This is a genomic window from Chromatiaceae bacterium (assembly GCA_016714645.1).
In the GTDB taxonomy this organism is placed as follows: Bacteria; Pseudomonadota; Gammaproteobacteria; order Chromatiales; family Chromatiaceae; genus M0108.
Genome location: JADKCI010000006.1, coordinates 126,801 through 146,596 on the forward strand (window position 1 = coordinate 126,801; position 19,796 = coordinate 146,596).

General features: G+C 65.6%; 22 protein-coding genes and 1 pseudogene. 6 read left to right on the forward strand and 17 right to left on the reverse strand.

Translation table 11 applies throughout. The annotated features are described in order from the left end of the window. Positions 1–85: 85 nt before the first annotated feature. From rplI to rpsF, 4 genes are all read right to left on the reverse strand, one after another. The gene (gene rplI / locus IPN92_20185) at positions 86–535 is read right to left on the reverse strand and encodes a 50S ribosomal protein L9 (GenBank protein ID MBK8640485.1); all 450 of its coding nucleotides are present in this window, start codon (positions 533–535) and stop codon (positions 86–88) included. A gap of 96 nt (positions 536–631) precedes the next feature. Next, complete coding sequence (locus tag IPN92_20190; GenBank protein ID MBK8640486.1) at positions 632–1,543, reverse strand: hypothetical protein; 912 nt, start codon at positions 1,541–1,543, stop codon at positions 632–634. A 76-nt stretch (positions 1,544–1,619) separates the two neighbouring features. After that, positions 1,620–1,844, reverse strand: coding sequence for a 30S ribosomal protein S18 (gene rpsR / locus IPN92_20195; protein ID MBK8640487.1), 225 nt, complete (start codon positions 1,842–1,844; stop codon positions 1,620–1,622). 9 nt (positions 1,845–1,853) lie between these two features. Further along, positions 1,854–2,276, reverse strand: coding sequence for a 30S ribosomal protein S6 (gene rpsF, locus IPN92_20200; GenBank protein MBK8640488.1), 423 nt, complete (start codon positions 2,274–2,276; stop codon positions 1,854–1,856). Between the two features lie 180 nt (positions 2,277–2,456). On the opposite strand from rpsF, the gene radA reads away from it, so the two are divergent. After that, a complete protein-coding gene (gene radA, locus IPN92_20205; protein MBK8640489.1) occupies positions 2,457–3,839 on the forward strand; it encodes a DNA repair protein RadA in 1,383 nt (460 codons plus the stop codon). Positions 3,840–3,913: 74 nt separating this feature from the next. Here the strand turns inward: radA and IPN92_20210 are convergent. The 4 genes and pseudogenes from IPN92_20210 to IPN92_20225 all read right to left on the reverse strand — a co-directional run bounded on the left by IPN92_20210 (position 3,914) and on the right by IPN92_20225 (position 5,800). After that, positions 3,914–4,063, reverse strand: a pseudogene (locus IPN92_20210) (Fic family protein). 322 nt (positions 4,064–4,385) lie between these two features. Beyond that, positions 4,386–4,649 (reverse strand): Txe/YoeB family addiction module toxin, encoded by a 264-nt coding sequence (locus tag IPN92_20215; GenBank protein ID MBK8640490.1) that lies wholly within the window; start codon positions 4,647–4,649, stop codon positions 4,386–4,388. Between the two features lie 2 nt (positions 4,650–4,651). After that, positions 4,652–4,918 (reverse strand): type II toxin-antitoxin system prevent-host-death family antitoxin, encoded by a 267-nt coding sequence (locus tag IPN92_20220; protein MBK8640491.1) that lies wholly within the window; start codon positions 4,916–4,918, stop codon positions 4,652–4,654. A 255-nt stretch (positions 4,919–5,173) separates the two neighbouring features. Next, a complete protein-coding gene (locus IPN92_20225) occupies positions 5,174–5,800 on the reverse strand; it encodes a Rieske 2Fe-2S domain-containing protein (GenBank protein MBK8640492.1) in 627 nt (208 codons plus the stop codon). A 97-nt stretch (positions 5,801–5,897) separates the two neighbouring features. Between IPN92_20225 and IPN92_20230 the strand changes: the two genes are divergently transcribed. After that, the gene (locus tag IPN92_20230) at positions 5,898–7,010 is read left to right on the forward strand and encodes an AFG1 family ATPase (GenBank protein MBK8640493.1); all 1,113 of its coding nucleotides are present in this window, start codon (positions 5,898–5,900) and stop codon (positions 7,008–7,010) included. Here the strand turns inward: IPN92_20230 and ampD are convergent. The 4 genes from ampD to IPN92_20250 are packed head-to-tail and all read right to left on the reverse strand — an operon-like array spanning position 7,007 to position 9,968. Continuing rightward, on the reverse strand, positions 7,007–7,609 hold the full coding sequence (ampD, locus tag IPN92_20235; protein ID MBK8640494.1) for a 1,6-anhydro-N-acetylmuramyl-L-alanine amidase AmpD: 603 nt from the start codon (positions 7,607–7,609) through the stop codon (positions 7,007–7,009). The two genes, IPN92_20230 and ampD, sit on opposite strands and share 4 nt — an antisense overlap. Before the next feature lie 9 nt (positions 7,610–7,618). Continuing rightward, the gene (locus tag IPN92_20240) at positions 7,619–8,023 is read right to left on the reverse strand and encodes a CBS domain-containing protein (protein ID MBK8640495.1); all 405 of its coding nucleotides are present in this window, start codon (positions 8,021–8,023) and stop codon (positions 7,619–7,621) included. A gap of 3 nt (positions 8,024–8,026) precedes the next feature. Further along, entirely contained in the window at positions 8,027–8,377 is a 351-nt protein-coding gene (locus IPN92_20245) for a P-II family nitrogen regulator (protein ID MBK8640496.1), read from the reverse strand. 55 nt (positions 8,378–8,432) lie between these two features. After that, positions 8,433–9,968 (reverse strand): DUF1538 domain-containing protein, encoded by a 1,536-nt coding sequence (locus IPN92_20250; GenBank protein MBK8640497.1) that lies wholly within the window; start codon positions 9,966–9,968, stop codon positions 8,433–8,435. 320 nt (positions 9,969–10,288) lie between these two features. Between IPN92_20250 and IPN92_20255 the strand changes: the two genes are divergently transcribed. Together IPN92_20255 and IPN92_20260 are read left to right on the forward strand one after the other, a co-directional pair. Then, positions 10,289–11,170, forward strand: coding sequence for a carboxylating nicotinate-nucleotide diphosphorylase (locus IPN92_20255; GenBank protein MBK8640498.1), 882 nt, complete (start codon positions 10,289–10,291; stop codon positions 11,168–11,170). Positions 11,171–11,342: 172 nt separating this feature from the next. Beyond that, positions 11,343–11,564 carry a hypothetical protein gene (locus tag IPN92_20260; protein ID MBK8640499.1) on the forward strand — a complete coding sequence of 74 codons (222 nt, stop codon included), beginning with the start codon at positions 11,343–11,345 and terminating at the stop codon, positions 11,562–11,564. A 177-nt stretch (positions 11,565–11,741) separates the two neighbouring features. On the opposite strand, the gene IPN92_20265 is transcribed toward IPN92_20260, so the two are convergent. Beyond that, positions 11,742–12,059, reverse strand: a complete 318-nt coding sequence (locus tag IPN92_20265; GenBank protein MBK8640500.1) for a hypothetical protein — start codon at positions 12,057–12,059, stop codon at positions 11,742–11,744. Positions 12,060–12,811: 752 nt separating this feature from the next. Here IPN92_20265 and IPN92_20270 point away from each other — a divergent pair. Together IPN92_20270 and IPN92_20275 are read left to right on the forward strand one after the other, a co-directional pair. After that, complete coding sequence (locus tag IPN92_20270; GenBank protein ID MBK8640501.1) at positions 12,812–13,816, forward strand: protein phosphatase 2C domain-containing protein; 1,005 nt, start codon at positions 12,812–12,814, stop codon at positions 13,814–13,816. Positions 13,817–13,961: 145 nt separating this feature from the next. After that, positions 13,962–15,110 carry a Fic family protein gene (locus tag IPN92_20275; GenBank protein MBK8640502.1) on the forward strand — a complete coding sequence of 383 codons (1,149 nt, stop codon included), beginning with the start codon at positions 13,962–13,964 and terminating at the stop codon, positions 15,108–15,110. Here the strand turns inward: IPN92_20275 and IPN92_20280 are convergent. The 4 genes from IPN92_20280 to IPN92_20295 all read right to left on the reverse strand — a co-directional run bounded on the left by IPN92_20280 (position 15,105) and on the right by IPN92_20295 (position 19,702). Next, positions 15,105–15,992 (reverse strand): DUF4143 domain-containing protein, encoded by an 888-nt coding sequence (locus IPN92_20280; GenBank protein MBK8640503.1) that lies wholly within the window; start codon positions 15,990–15,992, stop codon positions 15,105–15,107. The genes IPN92_20275 and IPN92_20280 overlap by 6 nt on opposite strands. A 78-nt stretch (positions 15,993–16,070) precedes the next feature. Further along, positions 16,071–17,297: a PcfJ domain-containing protein gene (locus IPN92_20285; protein ID MBK8640504.1), complete on the reverse strand. Its 1,227-nt coding sequence runs from the start codon at positions 17,295–17,297 to the stop codon at positions 16,071–16,073. Positions 17,298–17,363: 66 nt separating this feature from the next. After that, positions 17,364–17,615, reverse strand: a complete 252-nt coding sequence (locus IPN92_20290) for a hypothetical protein (GenBank protein MBK8640505.1) — start codon at positions 17,613–17,615, stop codon at positions 17,364–17,366. 176 nt (positions 17,616–17,791) lie between these two features. After that, positions 17,792–19,702: a hypothetical protein gene (locus IPN92_20295; GenBank protein ID MBK8640506.1), complete on the reverse strand. Its 1,911-nt coding sequence runs from the start codon at positions 19,700–19,702 to the stop codon at positions 17,792–17,794. Between the last annotated feature and the right edge of the window lie 94 nt (positions 19,703–19,796).

Consider the following 19,796-nt stretch of genomic DNA (forward strand, 5'->3'; position numbering starts at 1 on the left):
CGCAAGCGGGGAAGGCGCCGCGAGGGGGTAGGTCTTGGACCTGACCCGGGCCGGGGCGCATCTCGCCCCGGCCCGGGTCGCGCGATTAGCTCGCGGGGACGATCTCGATCTTGAGGGTGGCGTCAATCTCGGGATGGAGATGGACGACGACCTCGTAATGGCCGGTGGCCCGGAAGGAGCCCGCGGGCAGGCGCACTTCCTGCTTGTTGAGCTTTAAGCCCAGGGCCACCACCGCCTCGGCGATATCGCCGGTGCCCACGGAGCCGAAGAGACGGCCCTCGTCGCCAGCCTTGCGGGCGATGGTCACGGAGCGGCCATCGAGCTCTTCCCGGCGTTCGTCGGCGATGGCATAGGCCTCGGCGGCGAGTTGTTCCAGTTCGGAGCGACGCTCCTCGAAGCGCTTGAGGTTATCCGCCGTGGCGGGTACCGCATAGCCCTGCGGAATGAGGAAATTGCGGCCGTAACCGGCGCGAATGTCCACCTTTTCGCCTAGGTTGCCGAGATTGGCGACCTTTTTCATCAGGATGACTTCCACTTGGGTACCCCCAGTAAGATTTTCAGTAGCGGCGGACCAGGTCACGGGGTGGCACGGTCCACGATGGATGTCGAGGCCGCCCCGGGGCGGCCGTCTTCAGTTCTTGTCGGCCTGGCGCGGTCTGACCCTAGCGCGCACGTTTACCCAAATATCCGCCAAACCCAGGCCGGCGGTCAAAACCTGAGCGTGGGGCAGCGCCAGCAGGAAGAGGGCGTATAAGCCAATCAACCAGCCCCGGTTGGCCTGCAGCGCCTTGACCAGCCAGTGGATCAGCGCCAATCCCTGGAGCAGAAACAGGGGGGTGATCAGGATGAGCAGATCCGCCGCCGATTGGTTTTCGCCCTTAACCAGGATGAAGGCCATCAGGGCCAGCCCCAGGACCCCCAGCCCCTTGCCCAGGCGCAGATCACGAAACTCGGCGCCGAACCCGCCGGGATTGTAAAGCAACGACTGCCACCAACGCCCCAGGAAGAGTGCCAGCAGGGCCTGGAAGTAAAAGGTCGCGGCGAAGGCCCCCGTCATCCATCGGGCCACCTCCAGGATCAGGGCCTGGCTTTCAGCATCGGTCAGGATGCTACCCTCGATCAGGCCTTGTCGCACCGGCTCCATGAGTTCGGCCCAGTAGGCGGCGGGGTCGGCCAGGCCCACCTTCAGCCCGATCAGGATGGCCAGGCCCATGAGACCCGCCGTCGTCACCGTCAGGGCTGGCGAGCCGCTGTTGCGCAGCAGCACCGCCAGGACCCAGACTGGCAGCCAGAGAGCCAGTGCGAAGCCCAGGGCGGGTCCGGGGCTGCCCAGGGCCGCGAAGGCGAAGAGACCGCTCGCCAGCCCGGCGAAGAGCCCCACCAGCAGGCCTTCCACCGGACCCTGGCGCAAGGTGGCCAGGGCCAGGGTCGCGGAACTGAGCAGGCCCGTCAGCGGGAAGAGCAGCGACAGGAGCGCGAACACCGCGGCCACCAGCGCGGCCTGGGAACGGCCGCGCATGATGAAGGAAGCCAGCCCTAGCATGGAGCGTCTCGTCTCGTCGGACCTGGGTCCAGGCCACCCCGGACGCCTGTCCCGGATGGCCTGGACCGGCGCCTGATCAATGGCCGTCGGAGTAGGGCAGCAGGGCCAGGAAACGCGCCCGCTTGACGGCCAGGGCCAATTGACGTTGATACTTGGCCGAGGTGCCGGTGATGCGGCTGGGCACTATCTTGCCCGACTCGCTGACATAAGCCTTGAGGAGATTGAGATCCTTGTAGTCGATCTCGGTAATGCCCTCGGCGGTGAAGCGACAGTAGCGCTTGCGGCGGAAAAATTTTGACATGGCAACCTCTTACTCAAGCTCGTCTTCGTCGTCCATTTCCTCGATCCGCTCCACGCGCTCGGGGCGGTCGCGGCGGCGGCGCTCGCCTCCAGAGTCATCGGAGGAGGGTTCCTCCTCGGACTTGGCGAGGGGCGAGGGCTCGGTAACGGCCGCGTCGCGGATGAGGATGAGGTTACGCAGCACCGCGTCATTGAAGCGGAAGGCGCTTTCCAGTTCGTCCAGGGTGGGCTGGTCGCACTCGACATTCATGAGAATGTAGTGGGCCTTGTGGATCTTGTTGATCGGATAGGCCAGTTGCCGGCGACCCCAATCCTCGTAGCGATGGATCTTGCCGCCGGACTTTTCAATGCTGGCGCGATAGCGCTCCACCATGGCGGGCACCTGCTCGCTCTGGCTGGGGTGCACCAGGAACACGATTTCGTAATGACGCATGTGGTCTCCTTACGGGTTGAACAGCCTCGCATGGGACAGTGAGGCAAGGAGTAGCCTCCCGAAGCCGGGAGGATCGAGCATTATACGGAAATACCCCGCCGGGTCAAAAACCATCGAAGGGGCGCGGGCGCGGGGTTAAACTCCCTGACGACTGATTGCACCCCCCGCGAGGACACCTCATTGCCCACATCACCCACCAAGGTCCGCCTGGCCTATGTCTGTAGTGGTTGCGGCGCCAGCCTCAACAAATGGGCCGGGCGCTGCCCGGATTGCGGCGCCTGGAACTCGGTCGAGGAGATCCCGGACGCGCCGGCGGCGGGCCGCGGCCGGCAGGGCTATGCGGGTGCCGCGGACAGCGCCCGGGTCCTGTCCCTGGAGGCGGTCAGTCCGGAACGGGAGACGCGCACCAGCAGTGGCATCGCCGAGCTGGACCGGGTCCTGGGCGGTGGTCTGGTGGCCGGGTCCGTGGTCCTGATCGGCGGCGACCCGGGCATCGGCAAGTCCACCCTCCTGCTCCAGGCCTGCGCCGCCCTCAGCGCCAGCCTGGGGCCCGAACGGCCGGTGCTCTACGTCACCGGCGAAGAATCGCCCCAACAGGTGAGTTTGCGCGCCCGCCGCCTGGGCCTGAGCGGGGCCGGCATCCGTCTGCTGGCGGAGACCGGGGTCGAACGCATCCTCGCCGCGGCCTCCAGCGAGCAGCCGCGGGTCCTGGTGGTGGACTCCATCCAGACCACCTACACAGACCTCTTGCCGTCCGCCCCCGGCTCCGTATCCCAGGTGCGCGAGACGGCGGCGCAACTGGTGCGCTGGGCCAAGCAGGGCGATACCTGCGTCTTCCTGGTGGGACACGTCACCAAGGAAGGGGCCTTGGCCGGGCCCCGGGTGCTGGAGCACATGGTCGATACCGTCCTCTATTTCGAGGGCGAGGCCGGCAGCCCTTACCGATTGGTGCGCGCGGTCAAGAACCGCTTTGGCGCCGTCAACGAACTGGGCGTCTTCGCCATGACGGACCGTGGCTTGAAGGAGGTCCGCAACCCCTCCGCCATCTTCCTCTCCCGTCACGACCAGCCCGTGCCTGGCAGTCTGGTTATGATTACCCGCGAGGGCACCCGGCCCCTCATGGTCGAGGTCCAGGCCCTGGTGGACGAGAGCCCCCTGGCCAATCCCCGACGCGTGGCCCTGGGCCTGGAGCAGAATCGCCTGTCCATGCTCCTGGCCGTGCTCCACCGCCATGGCGGTCTGGCCATGTTCGACCGGGATGTCTTCGTCAACGTAGTGGGCGGGGTGCGCATCACGGAGACCGCCGCCGACCTGGCGGTACTGCTGGCGGTCCTCTCCAGCTATCGCGACCGGCCCCTGGACCTGGAGTTGGCCGTCTTCGGCGAGGTGGGCCTGAGTGGCGAGATCCGCCCCGTGCCCAACGGTCCCGACCGGCTGCGCGAGGCCGCCAAGCATGGCATCAAACGCGTTATCGCCCCCAAGGGCAATGTCCCCAAGGGCGGGGTCGAGGGTCTGGAGATCCTGGAGGTGCGTAGCCTGAAGGAGGCGATCGACGGGGTCTGAAGGCATCCTGGCCACGCGAGATGACGGACGGGACAGCCGACTTCCGGCTATGGGTTCTGTTTCTCCGTACATCTGAGCGCCAGAAGCGCCTCGTCGAACTTGCCGCGCAGCTCCGGGGTCCAGTCGATGGGCAGGTGCGGCGGCAGCGGCGCGGGTACAAAGGCCTGGGCCTTCTCACCCACCGTCGAAATGGTCACATATCTGCCTTGGAGTGCTCGCTTCATCCTGCCTGCCTCGAACCTAAAATAAGATTCGTCTTTATTTTATTTTTACTGCTCATCCTAAAATAAAGGGTCGGGATGGGAAAACCAACCCCTGCGCCTTGCGCAGCAGATGGGCCCAACAGCGTTGGCACTGTTGCGGCCAGGAGGTCTCATCGGCATGCAGCAAGCCGCTGCTCTGAATATCGGCGAGCAGCGTCGCTGCGGCGGGCGCGACCACGGCGGCATCAAGAGGCAACGCCTCTCAAATCCGTAGGTAGGTGATGTAGTACAACCGACCGGGAAAATCCCAACCCTGTTCTGACATCAAAAGGCCCCGCCCGCTTCAGTCCTCGTAATGAAACCGACAGGCCACGATGACTAGGGTCGATTCGGTCGTGCGATAGACGAGGCGGTGGGTATCATCGATACGGCGGGACCAGTAGCCCGAGAGGTTGCCTCGCAGGGGCTCGGGTTTGCCAAGACCGGCGAAGGGTTCGCGGGCGGCGTCCTGGATCAGGGCATTGATGCGCTTCAGCGTCTTGCGATCCTGGCTTTGCCAATACATATAGGCGTCCCAGGCATCAGGCACGAATTCGATGGCGCGCACGGTCAGTCGTTATCCGCATCGAGCAGCCCGCGCGGTTGAGCCTGGCCGGCGCGATCCTGTTCAATGGCGCGAACCAGTCCCCTGGCATTGGCCGGCGTCGAGAGCAGATGCAGGGTTTCCATCAGGCTGTTGTAGTGCGCCAATGACATGATCACCGCATCATCTTCGGCATCACGCCGGCTGATGACCGTCACGTCGATGTCTTGAACCACGGCATCCAGCAAGGATTTCAAGGTATTGCGTGCATGGGAGTAAGTGACCACCTTCATTGAGGACCTCATATGTACAAATTATTGTGCAAGTCTAGCATTGGTTGCTTGAGCGTGACGACGAGTCCATCACTCTCATTCCAGCGCAATCCGCACCTTGGCCGGGTCCTTGCCCTTGGTTAGCTGATCAATGTAGTCGGCAAAGCATTTCTTCATCTCCGCCGGGTTGGCGGGGGCGTCGGTGACCTGCATAGCCTGTTGCAGTGCCTGCGCCCTAACAGTTGCCATCCTGTTAGGGCGTGATCGCGACCGCGCTTACCAGTAGGCCAGCAGCCGGTCGCCCTCGACCTGGTGTTCGAAGCAGCGCAGGGGCCGGTTGCCGACCTCGACGCATTCGCCGGTGGTGAGGTCGAAGGCCCAGTTATGCTTGGGGCAGGTCAGGCGGCCATCGACCAGGGCCAGGTGGGGGATGTTGGTCTCCTGGTGGGGGCAGCGGGAGTCATAGACCCGGAAGTCGTCCCCGGTGCGATAAATGTAGAGAGAGCGGCCATCGGCCTCGACGAAGGAGACCTTGCCATCGGCCAGGTCGGCGAGCGCGGCCAGGTCGTGCCATTCCGGCTGGGCATCCAGGTTTTCCGGGCGGAATTCAGGCAGGTCCATCTTCAGGAGGATATCCGTGGCCCAGACGATCTTGGCCAGGCCTAGGACTGGGAAGGCCATGAGCAGGGCGTCGATAATCTCGTGGGGGCTGGCGCCATTGCGCATCGCCCGCGTCAGGTATTGCTTGAAGCCGGGCTCGGTCTGGACCGCGACCTTGGTGATGACCGAGATGAGGTCCCGGGTGCGGACATCCAGGTGGTCGCCGGCTTTCTTGAGGAAGGTGAAATAGCTGGTCATGGCCTCGGGCCGGACCTTGACCAGGTAATTGAGGGCGTCGCTCATGCTCTTACTCCCGCGTGATGGACTGTCACCCCGGAAATGGGGTGATGGACGCATTATCCGCGCCAAGGGCGGAGAATTCGACTATCTTTCCCGCACCATGAATGCCGCCCACTTCACCGACCCGCAAACCGGTTTCGCTGCCTATGACCCCATCCAGGCCGAGGCCGCGCGCCGGCTCGCGGCCTTGCATGCCACCCTGGCGCAAACGCCCATCCCGGGTCCGGTCCGGAGGGGATTGGCGGGCCGGATCAGGTCGCGCTTCAAGCCACCGCCCGCGCCCGCGCCCGTACCGGGCCTGTATCTCTGGGGAGGCGTGGGGCGGGGCAAGACCTATTTGATGGACTGGTTCGCCGAGGCCCTGCCCCTGCCGGGTAAGCAGCGGCTCCATTTTCATCACCTGATGCGCGACCTGCATGAGGAGATGGCGGGCCTGCCGCGCCAGCCGGACCCGCTGGAACTGGTCGCGGAGCGGCGCTGCCAGGACCTGCGGGTGCTGTGCCTGGATGAGTTCGTGGTCACCGACATCGCCGACGCCACCCTGCTGCATGGCCTGTTGCGCGCCTTCTTCCGCCGGGGCGTGACCCTGGTGACGACCTCCAACACCCCGCCGGACCGCCTCTATCTCAACGGCCTGCAACGCCCGCTCTTTCTCCCCGCCATCGCCCTCCTCAAGCAGCATACCCAGGTGTTCGAGCTGGACGGCGGCGTCGATTACCGGCTGCAAACCCTGCGGGAGGATGGCGTTTATCACCATGCCGCGGAGGGCGACGCCGAGGCCCATCTCGCCGCTACCTTCGCGCGCCTGGCGGGTGGGCATCAGGGAGGGCCGGCGGCGTTGCACGTCAATGGGCGCGATATCCCGGCGCGCCGGCTGGGGCCCGACCTGGCCTGGTTCGATTTCGAGGTGCTGTGTGGCGGCCCCCGCGCTGCCGCCGATTACATCGAGATTGCACGGGAGTTTCACACCGTCCTGCTCTCCGGGGTGCCCCGCCTCACCGCCCGCCAGGACGCGGCGGCGCGGCGCTTCCTGCATCTGGTGGACGAACTCTACGATCGCCGCGTCAAGCTGATCCTCAGCGCCGCGGTGCCTCTGGAGGCGCTCTATTCAGGCGAACTGCACGAATTTGCTCATGAACGCCTGACGAGCAGGCTGGTGGAGATGCAGTCAACCGGCTATCTCGCCGCCGGGGGCGAGGGGCGGGCGCCTTAGCTCGAGGTTGGGGCGCCGCCCGGGTAGGTCGCGAGCAGCCGCCGAAACCGGTCCCAGTCGAAGGCCGGACCCGGGTCCGTCTTGCGTCCGGGGGCAATGGCGCTATGGCCGACGATGCGTTCGGGGGTGATGGCGGGAAAACGCGCCAGGAGGTCGCGGCTGGTCTCGGCCAGGACCTGGTACTGGGCGGTGGTGTAGGGCACCTCGTCCGCCCCCTCCAGTTCGATGCCGATGGCGTAGTCGTTGCAGCGCTCCCGGCCCAGGAAGCTTGAGGCCCCGGCGTGCCAGGCGCGTTTATGCAGATCGACGTACTGAATGAGCTCGCCATCGCGGCGGATCAGCAGGTGGCTGGAGACGCGCAGCCCGGCGATGGGGCGAAAATAGGGATGGGCCTCGGGGTCGAGGCGGTTCTGGAAGAGGGCGTCGATCCAGGGGCCGCCAAAGTCTCCGGGCGGCAAGCTGACCCCATGGATGACCAGCAGATCCACCGGGATGCCGGGCGGGCGCTCATCCCAGTTGGGGGAGAGACGTCGCCGGGCCTGGGGCAGCCAACCGGGGCCCAGCTCTCCTGTGGGTGCCAGGCCCGGATCCCTATCCATGCGCGGCGCTCAGAGGTGGGGCACCAGGCCCTTCATCACCAGGTCGGTGAGGCTCACCACCCCCAGTACCCGCCGGTCCTGGACCACCGGCGCCCGGCTCAGGTCGAAGCGGTCGAAGAGGCGGGCGCAATAGCGGATATCCATGTCGGGATGGACGGTGATGGCCGGCTTGACCATGATCTCGTAGATATTGACCCGGTCCGGGGCCCGGTCCCTGGCCAGCACCTCGCGGGCGATGTCGGACAGGACGACGATGCCCAGTTCATCGTTCTCGCTGCGTCGCTTGACGATGAGGGTCTTGGTGTCGACGTGGCGCATGGCCTCCAGGGCGGCGGCCACCGTCGCCATGCCATCGACCAGGTCGAAATGGGGCTTCATGACCTCGCGGACGCGGATCAGGGGGCGGGTGCTCATGGATCAAAGCTCCTCTTCGACGAGTTGCGCTAGCTTGCGTAACTGGTGATCGATGCCGACCGCGTCCTCCACATCGACCTGAAAGGCGATGCCGGACCCCGGCCGGTCGCGGAAGCCACCGGCCTGGGCGATGGTCTCCAGGATGTGCCGGCTGAGGTGCTCCTCCACCAGCAACAGGATGACATCCCGCTGGGTCTCCAGGGTCAGGCCGAAGAAGGTCTTGGACTTCTCCGCCCCTTCGCCCCGGGCCTGGTTGATGACGGTGGAGCCCGTGGCGCCGGCCTTGCGGGCGGCATCCAGGACGGCCTGGGTCGATCGGTCCTCGACGAAGGCCAGAATCAGTTTGAAGTGCATGGATCTCAATCCTCGCGATACGGGGGCTGGGTGTTGGACGGCCAGGGGCTCGGGGTCAATCCCCCGATGCCGCCCGTGCCGCGGGGGTAAGCGCTTCCTCCTGGGGGGAGCTTCTCCTGTGCAGCCACCAGTGGGCAAGCATGCCGTAGGACATGACGATGATCATGGGTAACAGGGATGCGAAGGCAATCAGACCGAAACCGTCGATCATGGGATCTCGCCCCGGGGTGCGTTCGGCGAGACCGACACCCAACGCTGTGACCAGCGGCACGGTTACCGTCGAGGTGGTAACGCCGCCGCAGTCGAAGGCGATCGGGACGATAAAGCGTGGCGCCAGCTTGGCCATGGCCAATACCAATAGGTAGCCCGGGATCAGCCAGTAGGCGATGTTGGTGCCATCGACGATGCGCGCACAGCCGATCACGATGCCGATCCCGACGCCGACCGAAACCAGGGATCGCAGCCACATGCCATTCAGTTGGCCGACACTGACCTTGTCGGCCTTGATCGACAAGGCGATCAGGGCCGGTTCCGCCATGGTCGTCGCAAAGCCGATCAGGAAGCCATAGAGGTAGAGTACCCACATCGAAACGCCGTCGCGCATCAGGCCCCGGGTCATCTCCTCGCCCAGCGGGAAGAGCCCGACTTGCAGGCCTTCGTCGAACATGTAGAGACCCAGGGCCACCAGCAGCATGCCAACCGCCAGGCCCTTGGGGTTGGCCAAGGGCCGCCGCAGGATGACATAACTCGACAACAGGACCACGGCGATGATCGGCAAGAGATTGCGGACCATGTGCAGAAAGTCGGTCAGTATCTCCAGGGCGGGATGGAGGTGTTGGGCCTCCGGGGGCAAGGCCACCGCGATGGCGGCCTGATCGGCGGGCAGGAAAAAGAGAATGCCGTAGATCTGGATAATGATCATGGGTGCCAGGGCACCGAAGGCGATGAGGCCGAAACCATCGAGCATGGGATTGCGGCCGCTGATCGTCATGGCCAGGCCGACGCCGAGAGCAGCCAACAGGGGCGCGGTAACCGTGGACGCGACCACCCCGCCGGAATCGAAGGCCAGGCCTACCAGTTCTGGTGGCGCGAAGGCGGTGGAAATGATGACGATCAGGTAGCCGGGGATCAGATAGTGGGCGATGGTATGTCCGCGCACAATGCGCCAGACGCCCACCATGACCGCCAGACCCACGCCCAGGGCCGCCACCATGCGCAGGGTCAGCGCGCCCATGCTTCCACCCGATACCGCCTCGGCCTTATAGGCCACCGCCATCAAGGCCGGCTCGGCGGCCACCGAGGCGAAGCTGATGGAGAAGGCGAACAGCATCAGCCAGAGGAAGGAGCCGCGGCGGGCATAATCGTAAGCCATCGTCTCGCCGATGGGAAAGATGGCCACGTCGAGGCCCTTGACGAACAGGGCCAGGCCGAGCAGCACGACGGCAAAGCCTCCGATGAGGGCGACCGGGTTATCCGGCATGTGCTGGATGAAGAAGGCCTGGAAAATGACCACGACGATCAGGGTCGGGGCCAGATCCCGAGCCGCGTCGTAGAGCAGTTCGCGGACGGCGTGGATCAGTGCGACAGCCATGCCTGCCCCGTTTCTTGAAGGCCTTGCGCGGGCGATATCCCGCGGGATAAGCGGGAGGGGTACGGATGCTGGTCTGTCATCGGCTCTTAAAAAAATCAATAAAATTATGTAATAAGGCGTTGCCGGCAGGGACAACCCTTACCGAGGCCAAGGGCCATGTCCAACAAAAAGATCCCTCGGCTGCGAGGATTTTGGGGGTTGCCGGCGGCCTTGGCGCGGGCGGTTCAGGCAATCTGTCGGTACAATGCTGGCTGGATTGTAACAAAATAATTAAAAATGGCGAGGGCCAAGGGCTGCCGCCAAGAAGAGGTAGATTTATCATGAGTCAAGACATGTCTTCTCCCCCGCTGCCAGGGGACACGCCCGCATACCTGGATCACCGTATCATCACCGAGCAGGTCCGCGCCGCCTTGGTCGAGGACCTCGGCGATGGGGATCGCACCGCCCGCCTGCTGCCGGCGGACCAGGTCGCGCGGGTGGAACTGATCACCCGCCAGGATGCGGTCATCTGCGGCCGCGCCTGGTTTGACGAGACCTTCCGCCAGATCGATGGCCGGGTCGTCAGCGACTGGCGGGTGGGCGACGGGGATCGCGTCGGCCCCGGCGACTGTCTGTGCCGCATGCAGGGCCCCAGCCGCGCCCTCCTCACGGGGGAGCGCACCGCCATGAACTTTCTGCAGACCCTGTCGGGCACCGCCACCCGCGCCCGCCATTACGCCCAGGTCGTCGCCGATCTGCCGGTACGCCTCCTTGACACCCGCAAGACCCTCCCGGGCCTGCGCCTGGCCCAAAAATATGCCGTGCGTTGCGGCGGTGGCCATAACCACCGCCTGGGGCTGTTTGATGCCATCCTGATCAAGGAGAACCACATCCTGGCGGCGGGTTCCATCGCCACCGCCCTCGCCGCCGCCCGCGCCCTGGCCGACGGCCTGCCGGTGGAGATCGAGGTCGAAAGCCTCTCCGAGGTCGAGCAGGCCCTGGCGGCGGGCGCCACCCATCTGCTCCTCGACAACTTCACCCTTGAGGCCCTGCGCCAGGCGGTACGCCTGGTCGCGGGTCGCGCCCGTCTGGAGGCCTCCGGCGGCATCACCCTGGAGACCCTGAGGGTCATCGCCGAGACCGGCGTAGACGACATCTCCATCGGTGATTTGACGAAGGATTTGGTGAGCGTCGATCTCTCCATGCGGTTTTTGCCGGCTTGAGCCCAATAGCGAGGTTTAGCGGAACAGGCCCAACGAGATCTTGGGTGCCTGGATCATCCTATTGGCCCAGGAAGGCGTGATCATCCGCGCCAGGAACCTAAACCATATCGCTCCGGTTAGCGGGCCGCCGGGTTCCGCCGCAAGCGATCAACCTTAAGGAGAAGATCGCCTCATGCCCCGCATCTTCGACAATATCGACCAGACCCTGCTACCGGCCTTGCGGGAGACGCTGACGGTGGGCGAGCGGGCCGACTTCTGTGTCGGCTATTTCAACCTGCGGGGTTGGCGCCATCTGGCGGATCTCATATTCACCCCTTGCCCACACGGCGCCGCATCAGCGCCGGCACGGGCTGAGGACGCCTGCGGCGCAACAACAGCAAGCTTTTTATCTTAATTGGGTCAGACCCCCTCCTGTCGGAGGGGGCCACCTCACGCTGGGGCAGCGCCAAACCGCTGCAATTGACGAAGGCGGACCCGCTTAAACTCGGGGCTAAACTGTCCTGGACATGGGGTCCACTTTAATGGGCGACTGGTGGTGGCCGCGATGGACTGTCACGCGGGGGGTGTTACGTCAGCGGGGGTAGCGCCGCTTCAGCAAAAGCATTTGCCAATAGCGATCGCCGCGCTCGTGGCCGAAGGCCAGGCGGAGATTGGCACGGTTCAGACGCAGGAACCGGATCAGTCGATCCGACCGGAACTCCGCCAAGTGCCAGCAGGGCGGATAGTCGAGCAGGGCATAGCCGTTTGCGATCTCTTTGGAAAAGGTGCCGCTCAGCTCGATCGCATGGGCGAGCGTCGCGGTGTGCTCGGGCTTGAGGACGATGCGGAAGGATCCCGGGTTCGGATCGTTGGTCCAGATCGTCGTGAGCTTGAGGGTGAATTTAGGCATAGGGACCTCTCTCTGTTTGAGCGCCACGGGGGCGCGGTTGGGACAGAGGCCGCCGCCAGTCGCCGAATTGTCAAAGAACCCCGGATTGCGGGACACAAAAACCCGCAAGCCACGCAGTGGTCTGCGTGACAGCCATCGGTAGGGTTCTCTGACGCAGGGTCAGCTTGGTGGCGAGAGAGAGGTCATGAGCGGATCGGTGGAGAACCAGGCAATAAAGTAGGATCAAATCGGGTCACCCGGCCGAGGCGGCGGCAGGCAGGCCGCGCGACGGGTGGCTGACGTCGCAAAGTGTAACCTGGACGGGTCGCGGGATCAAAGCCGCGGCGCCGTCATATCCATAACGCCCCCGGCGAAGTGTTTTTCAAACGCCAGATGATCCGCCGAAGGCTGGCGGCCGAAGTTCCAGCCGGACCCTATGGCTCAGCACCAACAAAGAAGCAGGGCGCGGTGCTGAAATCGGCATGGGCAAGGCGGGAGAATGGCTCGAAGCCTTCTGAAAACAGGGAACCCTCGGGCGTTGGGCTAATGGAAACGGTATCAGCGGCGCCAAGCAACTTCCGATCGCCGCGCGCGCCGATCTCAATCGAACGGTGAAGCAGGAGAGTCCAGATGAAGAGTCCTTTCGAGGTACCCCCAGCCGACCGCGGCCAGCCAGAGAGACGTAACTGCGACAAATGCGATGGCTCGGGTAAGGTCAGGGACAAGAAGTGCGATCGCTGCAACGGCTCCGGGAAGGTCCGGTAGCAGTCAGCATGATCCAGACCTATCAGACCTCTTGCCAGGGGGTGACGTCCGTCGTGAACAGCGACGCGATGGCCGTCACGGAGTGCGGCGGCCTTGTGGTCGCGGTGGTCTGCGACGGCGTCTCTTCGGCCCCTCGCGCCAGTGATGCAGCGCGGCTGTCCGTTCAGATCGTCATGGATGCCTGTCAGCGCCAGTTGGACTGGTCCGACCCGCTCGGCCTGGCCGAGGATTGGGCGCTGGCTGCGCACTCGCTGGTCGCCGACCGGTTCGGACACAGTGGGCTGTGCACCCTGGTGCTGGCGATCGTTGGGATGGACCACCTCTGGGGCATCCACGTTGGCGATTCCACCTGTCTGGTGATCCGCCGCGGGAGCGGGATCACGCGGCTGACCGAGCCGCACCGAAAGGGCGTGCTGCGCAGGTTGAACGGTAAACCCGTACTGCTGCATGGCATGCCGGTGTTCGATCAGGGTCTCACCCGCGTGATTGGTCAGTCCGCCCCTCTGGTCCCGGACCGCTTCGAGCATGCGCTCACCCACGGGGACTGGGTGGCCTGTTTTACCGATGGGGTCGAAAATGATGCGGTCGAGGATCTCGTCCGCCAGGGACAGGTGACTGCGGAAGGCGTCAAGATGCTGGTCGAGCGGTGCGCGCGGAACACCAATGACGATGCGACCTTGATCCTGCTCCAATCCTCCGAATCCATCGACTGGGATTCGCTGCTTCGCGGCCTTGCGGACTATGCCCGACTGGACGCCGAGGAGCGCGAAGGCCTGATCAGTCGTCTCCAGGACGCGCCCTTCGGCGTGGCTGGCGCGACAGCAGGCGACGGGCTGTTGCAGGCCTACGCCGCGGAATGCGCCGACGGGCGCGCCGCCCGGCTCGCCCGGCTGGTCCTCGCCGCGGGCAGGCCGGAGCGCCGCGCCGTCGAACAGATGCTGGACCAGGCGATCCTGCGCCGACAGAACACGACCGCCCGGGTGCTGAAGGCGGCCCTGTCGGCGTGGGGATAGATCCCATCGGCGGATCCATTGCCAAAGGCTGAACCGCCCAACGGAAACCCATCGCCTGGCGCCGACGAGTGGCGAGGGTTAAGATTCTCCCCTATCGCTCAAGAAAAGCGCTCAATATGAGCAATAGCCGCTCCCCCTATGCATCATGGTCTGGAACTGGCAACAATCCGACTGGCCCGATTTCGCCTACGACAGCGCGTCGCTCGCGCCGCTAGAGTCGCGCCTGCTGCACGAGTCCGGGCTCCTGTTCGGCGCCTTCGCGCATCTGGACGACTCCGAGCAACGGGCACTGACGGTCGACCTGATCGGCGACGAGGCCCTGATGACCGCCCGCATCGAGGGCGAGTATCTGGATCGCGATAGCCTCCAGTCCTCCCTCTTGCGCGAGTTTGGCCTGGCCGAAGACCCGCGTCGTGTCGCCCCGGCCGAGGCCGGGATGGCGGAGCTGATGGTCGATCTCTATCGGCACTTTCAGGCCCCCCTGACCCATGAGACCCTGTGGACCTGGCATCGGATGCTGATGGCCGGACGGCGAGACCTGCGCGATGTCGGGTGCTACCGCACTTTGGAAGAGCCGATGCAGGTGGTGTCCGGGGCCATCTATGCACCCAGGGTCCATTTCGAGGCACCGCCCGTCCAGCAGGTATCCGGGGAGATGGACCGCTTCGTCGGCTGGCTCGACCGCAGCGCCCCGACCGGCGAGGGTCCGCTGCCGACCCTGACGCGTGCGGGTATTGCCCACCTCTATTTCGTCTCGATTCACCCCTTCGAGGACGGCAACGGCCGGATGGCGCGTGCCATTGCGGAACAGGTCCTGGCGCAGGGTCTCGGGCAACCCACCCTGATTGCGCTATCCAACACCATCGAACGGCACAAGAAGGCCTATTACGCCGCACTGGAGCGGGCGAATAAGGTCAATCGCATTGACGATTGGCTGGACTATTTCGCCCATACCGTCCTGGATGCGCTGGACTACACCCGCGCGCGGGTCGTCTTTCTCATCGGCAAGGCCAGGCTCTATGACCGACTCGGGGGTCAATTGAATGAGCGTCAGGACAGAGTGCTCGCGCGTCTCTTCCGGGCGGGACTGGAGGGCTTCGTCGGGGGCTTGAGTGCCGAAAACTATATCGCCATCACCCGCACTTCACGCGCCACCGCGACTCGCGACCTCCAGGACCTGGTCGCCAAGGGCGCGCTCGTGCGCACCGGGGAGCGCAAGCATGCCCGCTACGCCTTGCATCTCGCGAAAGCTGCGACTCAGGGTCTGATCGACAGCAAGGGCATGGCGTCATAGGTTCCAGACCGGGATCGCCGTCAGGTCGGCGGACAGCGGCAGGTCGGTCTCTCTGAGGCACAGCACGGCCCCCTCGCCGATGCCGAGCCCAAGCTTCTCCAAGGCCCCGAAACCGCGCGTCGCGCTACGGCTCGGGGTGGCGGTCTTCTTGATCTCGGCGGGATAGAGCCGGTTGTCCTGCTCGATCAGGAGGTCGATCTCGTTGCCGTCCCGGTCTCGATAAAAGTAGAGAGTCGGCGTGTGCCCCTTGTGCCAATAGCCCTTGAGGATCTCGGCGACCACATGGGTCTCCAGGATGGCGCCTGACATAGCCCCGGCCTCCAGGGATTGGGGAGAGCCCCAGCGTGTGAGATAGGCATAGAGCCCGGTGTCGAGGAAATAGAGCTTCGGGGTCTTCACCAGCCGCTTGCCGAAGTTGCGGTGATAGGGCGGCAGCAGGTGGACCAGATAGCTCGCCTCCAACACGCTGAGCCAGGCACGGGCGGTCCCTTGCGCGATGCCGGCCTCTCCTGCCAGCGCGCTCAGATTGAGGAGTTGCCCGGTTCGGCCGGCGCAGAGCTTCAAGAAGCGCTGAAAGGCGGTCAAATCCAGGATATTCACGATCTGCCGGACATCACGTTCCAGGTAGGTTGCCACATAGGCGGCGAGCCAGTCGCCGGGAGCAATGGCGTGGGCGTGAATGGCCGGGTAGCCCCCGGCGAGCATCAGGGCGTCAAGCTCCGGGAGCGCCAAGGACGACGCGGAGAGCTCGGTGACCGAGAGCGGCAGCAGGTGGGCGATCCCCACCCGCCCGGCCAGCGACTGTGTAATCCCGGCGAGCAGGCCGAATTGCTGGGAGCCCGTGAGGACGAAACGCCCCGGCACGCGCTCCTCGTCAACCATGCCCTGGCACCAGGAGATTGGCCGCCATGCCACCAGTACCTCAAGCACACCGCCTTCCTGCTTGCTGTGTCGCGCCGATCAAGTCGGCGAAGGATGCCCTGCATCCTTTTCTCCCGACTGAACGGCCTGATCGCCCGAATTCCGCTCCAGCCATGCCCGCGCGGCCGCCCAGGCGGCCGGGGAAGGATCGGCGTTGCGCCGCCGCCGGAACTCGTCGATGACGAGACCGTGAGGCTTGATTCCGATCTGCAGCGTTCCGCGCTCGCCGCACACGTTGACCCGGTAGACGTAGCATTCGCCCGCCAGGATATCGCTGGCGCGCGTCGCCACGCAATGCCGCATCGTCTTCCCTTCCTCCTGGAGCTCGCCCACGGTCGTGACAGCCTGGAAATGGTCGTCCGGGGGGATCGGCGGCGGGCCAAGAGAGCGGGCGGGGTCCAGGTCCGATGCGTGCTGCTCGCCGCACAGCACCATCAGCCCGTCGTGCGCGCGCTGGACACCGCTCCAGTCGCGGCAGAATTGGTGGACGAAGCGATCCGTGCGGTTCCGTGGATACTCCTCCAGCAGCCGGCCGGTGTCCACGAGCAGGGCGATTCTCCCCTCCAGGATCTGATTCAGCAGCCAATGGTTCTGGGTGGCGGCTAGCTGATCGCGCAACCAGTGAAGGTGGCGCAACAGGCGACCGCGTCCCAGCGGCACCAGGCTCGACGGCAGTCTCGGCCAATGCCTAAAAGCCATCGCGGCATCCAGGTCGGCTGCCAGATCCCGGATGTCTTCTAGCACGCGACGGGTTCCCTCCCTGAGAACGATCTTGCGCAGCAGGCGCACCTGGACCGGCCGCACGTCCGGCAGATCCAGCGCCGCTGCCAGCAATTCGCGTTGCGAGAGCCGCAACAGCTCCGGTAGCCGGGCGTGCCAGCCCGCGTCCTCTGTATAGCGTGCCGCCGCGATCCAGAGCAGGACCAGGTTCGAGCGGGCAAGGTCGCGCGCCGCCGGGTAGCGGGCGCAGACCTGCATGGCAGCGGACTGCGCGTACCAGACGGGGTGAAGGGCGCGGATGAAGTCCCGCGGCCAGGGCTCCAGGTAGCGCAGGACCGGCAGGTCCTGCCGGGACTCGTGGGCCGGGTTGACGAGCCGGGCACCCCAGTCGTAAGCAGTTTCGACCCAGCCGCCCCTCGTGCGACGGAACCACGGCATGCCTGCCGCAAAAGGCCCATAACCGAGGATCGGCCCCCCCTGATCGCGGAGGTCGACACTCAGGGTGCCGTCTGGCTGATAGTGGGAAACGAGCGCCGATAGAAACATGATGTTCTGGCCGCAGGCCGCCGCCCTTGCGGCGGCGCTGCCGGTCTGGTGGATCGTCAGGCTGCTTTAGTCGAGCGGGACAGTGTAGGCGCCGCCGCCGATGCGGTAAGGGCCGAACGACTGCCCACGCCCCCGAATCGACAGCTCCCGTGGGTTCTCATCGTCCGCGGCGGTCTCAAACCCCGCGTGACCCTCCTCGTCGCTGTAGGCGTCCAGGGTCCCGCGAGTCCGGACCCCCTTGAGGTCAACGGTCACCTCGGTGCCCGCACCGGGGTCGCCATCACTGACCAGCATATCAGGGTCGAGTTGATGAGGCATATTCGTCTCCGATGGTCTGCGAACAGGTTAGTCGAGACGTGGATACCGATTGCAGTCTGGACCCTGGCATCGACTCGGTCAGGGTATCGCCCTGGGTTGGTCAGGGGGTTCGTCCAGGGACCAGTTGGCAGCATCACCTGGCTCCGTTGTCCCGTTGAGATGTGTCTGGGGATCCCTCAGACCGCCAACGCCGCGGGCGTCAGTGTTTTCAAGGGGGACTCGGTGCAAGAGGTCGCGGAGCTGCGGCGAAGCACCTCTGCGAGCAGTGCGTCGTAGGTCTCTTCGCCCAGGCACTGGCGCAGTGCCATGCGCGCCGTTGCTTGGCCCTCGACCTCCCTGGTGCGGCGGCCTCGCTGGCCTGAGCGGGTGGCCAGGATCCACCATCCCTGCTCCAAGTGTCGGCGGACCTCGGCACTGCGGCAGTGCCGCAGGAGCTCTGCCACGGCCTGGATACAGCCCGGTGAGGGCTTAGCGTTGTTCTCGGCCGAGTGCTGGACGACCGCCAGGTCGTAGGTGTGTGTTGCAGGGTAGCGCCTCAGGGCGATCTCCGCCGTGGAGCAGGGCACGCCGGTCGCGGCATCGAACAGGCCGACAATGAAGGTAGTGCCCTGCGAACTCTTGTACAGATAGCGGGTGGCGTATCCCCAACCGAGACAGTTGGCGAGCGCGGCCCCATGCGCCGTTAGCTCCCCGAGGGTCCCCAGCGGCCGGACGAGCCGCGCACCGTCGGAGGAGACGAAATCGGCCGGGATCAGTGGCCACATCTCCTCGCCGGAGGCGACCCGCGACGGCCGTGCCTCCCGCAGCCGTCGCCGCAGGTCTGCCAGTGCGCCCTGGTAGTCCGCCGTGATCTTGCCCAACCCGCGGCGCGCCGAGCGCGAGAGGAACTGATCGATGACGTCCTCGCAGGCGAGCGATAGGGACTGAGCCCGGGCCTGTGTCGCACCGCCCGCGTCACGGCGCAGGCTCGCGGTGAGCGCGTCGCGGAACCGCTCGATCTCCCGCAGCGTCGCCGGGTCGGGGAGCCAGCGCAGGCGGCCGGCTGCGGACCCGCGCTGCGTCTGGTGGACGCACGCGCGCAGCCACTCAAGCCCGTCTTCGGACTGCCACGGCGGCTTGTGAAACAACCTCTGGCCGATCACGACCGTTTGGTTGAACTGGTCCCAGGCCTCGGTGGTGTCCGCTGGGATATCCTCGGGACGCAGTGCATTGAGCAGCAGCGCGAACTCGCGGGGCCGCGCCACCCAGCCGATCCCGATCAGCTCGGGCGGCCGACCGACCAGTTGGCGGATGACACCCGGTCTCACGCCCCAGCGCGCGGCGAGGCCCTTCACCACCGGGCGGCCCTCATCGACGATGGCCCGGAGTTCCGCACCCAGGGTACCGGGCGCCCCCTGGACCGTGGCGCGGAACAGACTGGGAAAAGTCGTGGCGAACTGGAGCCGAAATCTACGAAAGGGCATGTGCACCCGATAGTTGTAGATCGCGAGGTCGAGCGGCCCGTCCGGACTGGCCGCCTCGAGGACTTTGGCCTCCAGGCCCGAGACGAAAGCTGCCAACGCCACGGCGAGTTCGCGCTGGAGGGCTGCCTCGACCTGGCGAACCGCATCGCCGGTATCCGCGGAGTAGGCGCCTTGGACCAGCGCCGCTCCGCTTCGGGTCACCAGGGCCGCTGCGGTCCGACGGAGGTCCCACTGGAGGGGATCCGGTGTCGCGAGACAGGGTGCCTCGAACCTGACGCCCTCCAGACCAGGCACCCGGTGGATCCGCCGCTCGGCCTCGTTAGGCGGTCCGGCCGACGCCTCGGCGATCACCCCGGCGGCGGACAGGAGCCTGCCCCGGGTCCAGGCCCGGCCTGGGAGTCGGACCATCCAGACCGTGCCGTCTGCCAGACGCAGCAGTGCGCAGCCGCACACGTGGCCCAGGGGTCGAGGACTCAACATCGCCTCAGGGGCGGGGAAGACGACCTGCTCTCGGATCGGCCCGCTGGCCGCGACGGTGCGATCGATGAGTCTTGCGATCGGGCAGCCGGTCTGACTGCGCGGCTGGGCCAGGGTGGCTCGAAGTGCATTCCGGATGTCGGTCATGCCTGTGGGGACCATAGTGGTGAATCATCCGTCATGACTTGATGTTTCCTCCTTACCGAAACCCAAGAGAGTGGACCGAAGCCGGCCGGCTTCG

Excerpts from the sequence above, each read along its gene's own strand:
- IPN92_20265 (MBK8640500.1), bottom strand. The coding sequence starts at position 12,059 with ATGCCTAAATTCACCCTCAAGCTCACGACGATCTGGACCAACGATCCG.
- IPN92_20220 (MBK8640491.1), bottom strand. The coding sequence starts at position 4,918 with ATGAAGGTGGTCACTTACTCCCATGCACGCAATACCTTGAAATCCTTG.
- IPN92_20260 (MBK8640499.1), top strand. The coding sequence starts at position 11,343 with ATGCCCCGCATCTTCGACAATATCGACCAGACCCTGCTACCGGCCTTG.
- IPN92_20190 (MBK8640486.1), bottom strand. The coding sequence starts at position 1,543 with ATGCTAGGGCTGGCTTCCTTCATCATGCGCGGCCGTTCCCAGGCCGCG.
- IPN92_20290 (MBK8640505.1), bottom strand. The coding sequence starts at position 17,615 with ATGCCTCATCAACTCGACCCTGATATGCTGGTCAGTGATGGCGACCCC.
- IPN92_20250 (MBK8640497.1), bottom strand. The coding sequence starts at position 9,968 with ATGGCTGTCGCACTGATCCACGCCGTCCGCGAACTGCTCTACGACGCG.
- IPN92_20275 (MBK8640502.1), top strand. The coding sequence starts at position 13,962 with ATGGTCTGGAACTGGCAACAATCCGACTGGCCCGATTTCGCCTACGAC.
- ampD (MBK8640494.1), bottom strand. The coding sequence starts at position 7,609 with ATGGATAGGGATCCGGGCCTGGCACCCACAGGAGAGCTGGGCCCCGGT.
- IPN92_20280 (MBK8640503.1), bottom strand. The coding sequence starts at position 15,992 with ATGGTTGACGAGGAGCGCGTGCCGGGGCGTTTCGTCCTCACGGGCTCC.
- IPN92_20225 (MBK8640492.1), bottom strand. The coding sequence starts at position 5,800 with ATGAGCGACGCCCTCAATTACCTGGTCAAGGTCCGGCCCGAGGCCATG.
- IPN92_20295 (MBK8640506.1), bottom strand. The coding sequence starts at position 19,702 with ATGACCGACATCCGGAATGCACTTCGAGCCACCCTGGCCCAGCCGCGC.
- rpsF (MBK8640488.1), bottom strand. The coding sequence starts at position 2,276 with ATGCGTCATTACGAAATCGTGTTCCTGGTGCACCCCAGCCAGAGCGAG.
- IPN92_20245 (MBK8640496.1), bottom strand. The coding sequence starts at position 8,377 with ATGCACTTCAAACTGATTCTGGCCTTCGTCGAGGACCGATCGACCCAG.
- IPN92_20285 (MBK8640504.1), bottom strand. The coding sequence starts at position 17,297 with ATGTTTCTATCGGCGCTCGTTTCCCACTATCAGCCAGACGGCACCCTG.
- IPN92_20270 (MBK8640501.1), top strand. The coding sequence starts at position 12,812 with ATGATCCAGACCTATCAGACCTCTTGCCAGGGGGTGACGTCCGTCGTG.
- rpsR (MBK8640487.1), bottom strand. The coding sequence starts at position 1,844 with ATGTCAAAATTTTTCCGCCGCAAGCGCTACTGTCGCTTCACCGCCGAG.
- IPN92_20255 (MBK8640498.1), top strand. The coding sequence starts at position 10,289 with ATGAGTCAAGACATGTCTTCTCCCCCGCTGCCAGGGGACACGCCCGCA.
- IPN92_20230 (MBK8640493.1), top strand. The coding sequence starts at position 5,898 with ATGAATGCCGCCCACTTCACCGACCCGCAAACCGGTTTCGCTGCCTAT.
- IPN92_20240 (MBK8640495.1), bottom strand. The coding sequence starts at position 8,023 with ATGAGCACCCGCCCCCTGATCCGCGTCCGCGAGGTCATGAAGCCCCAT.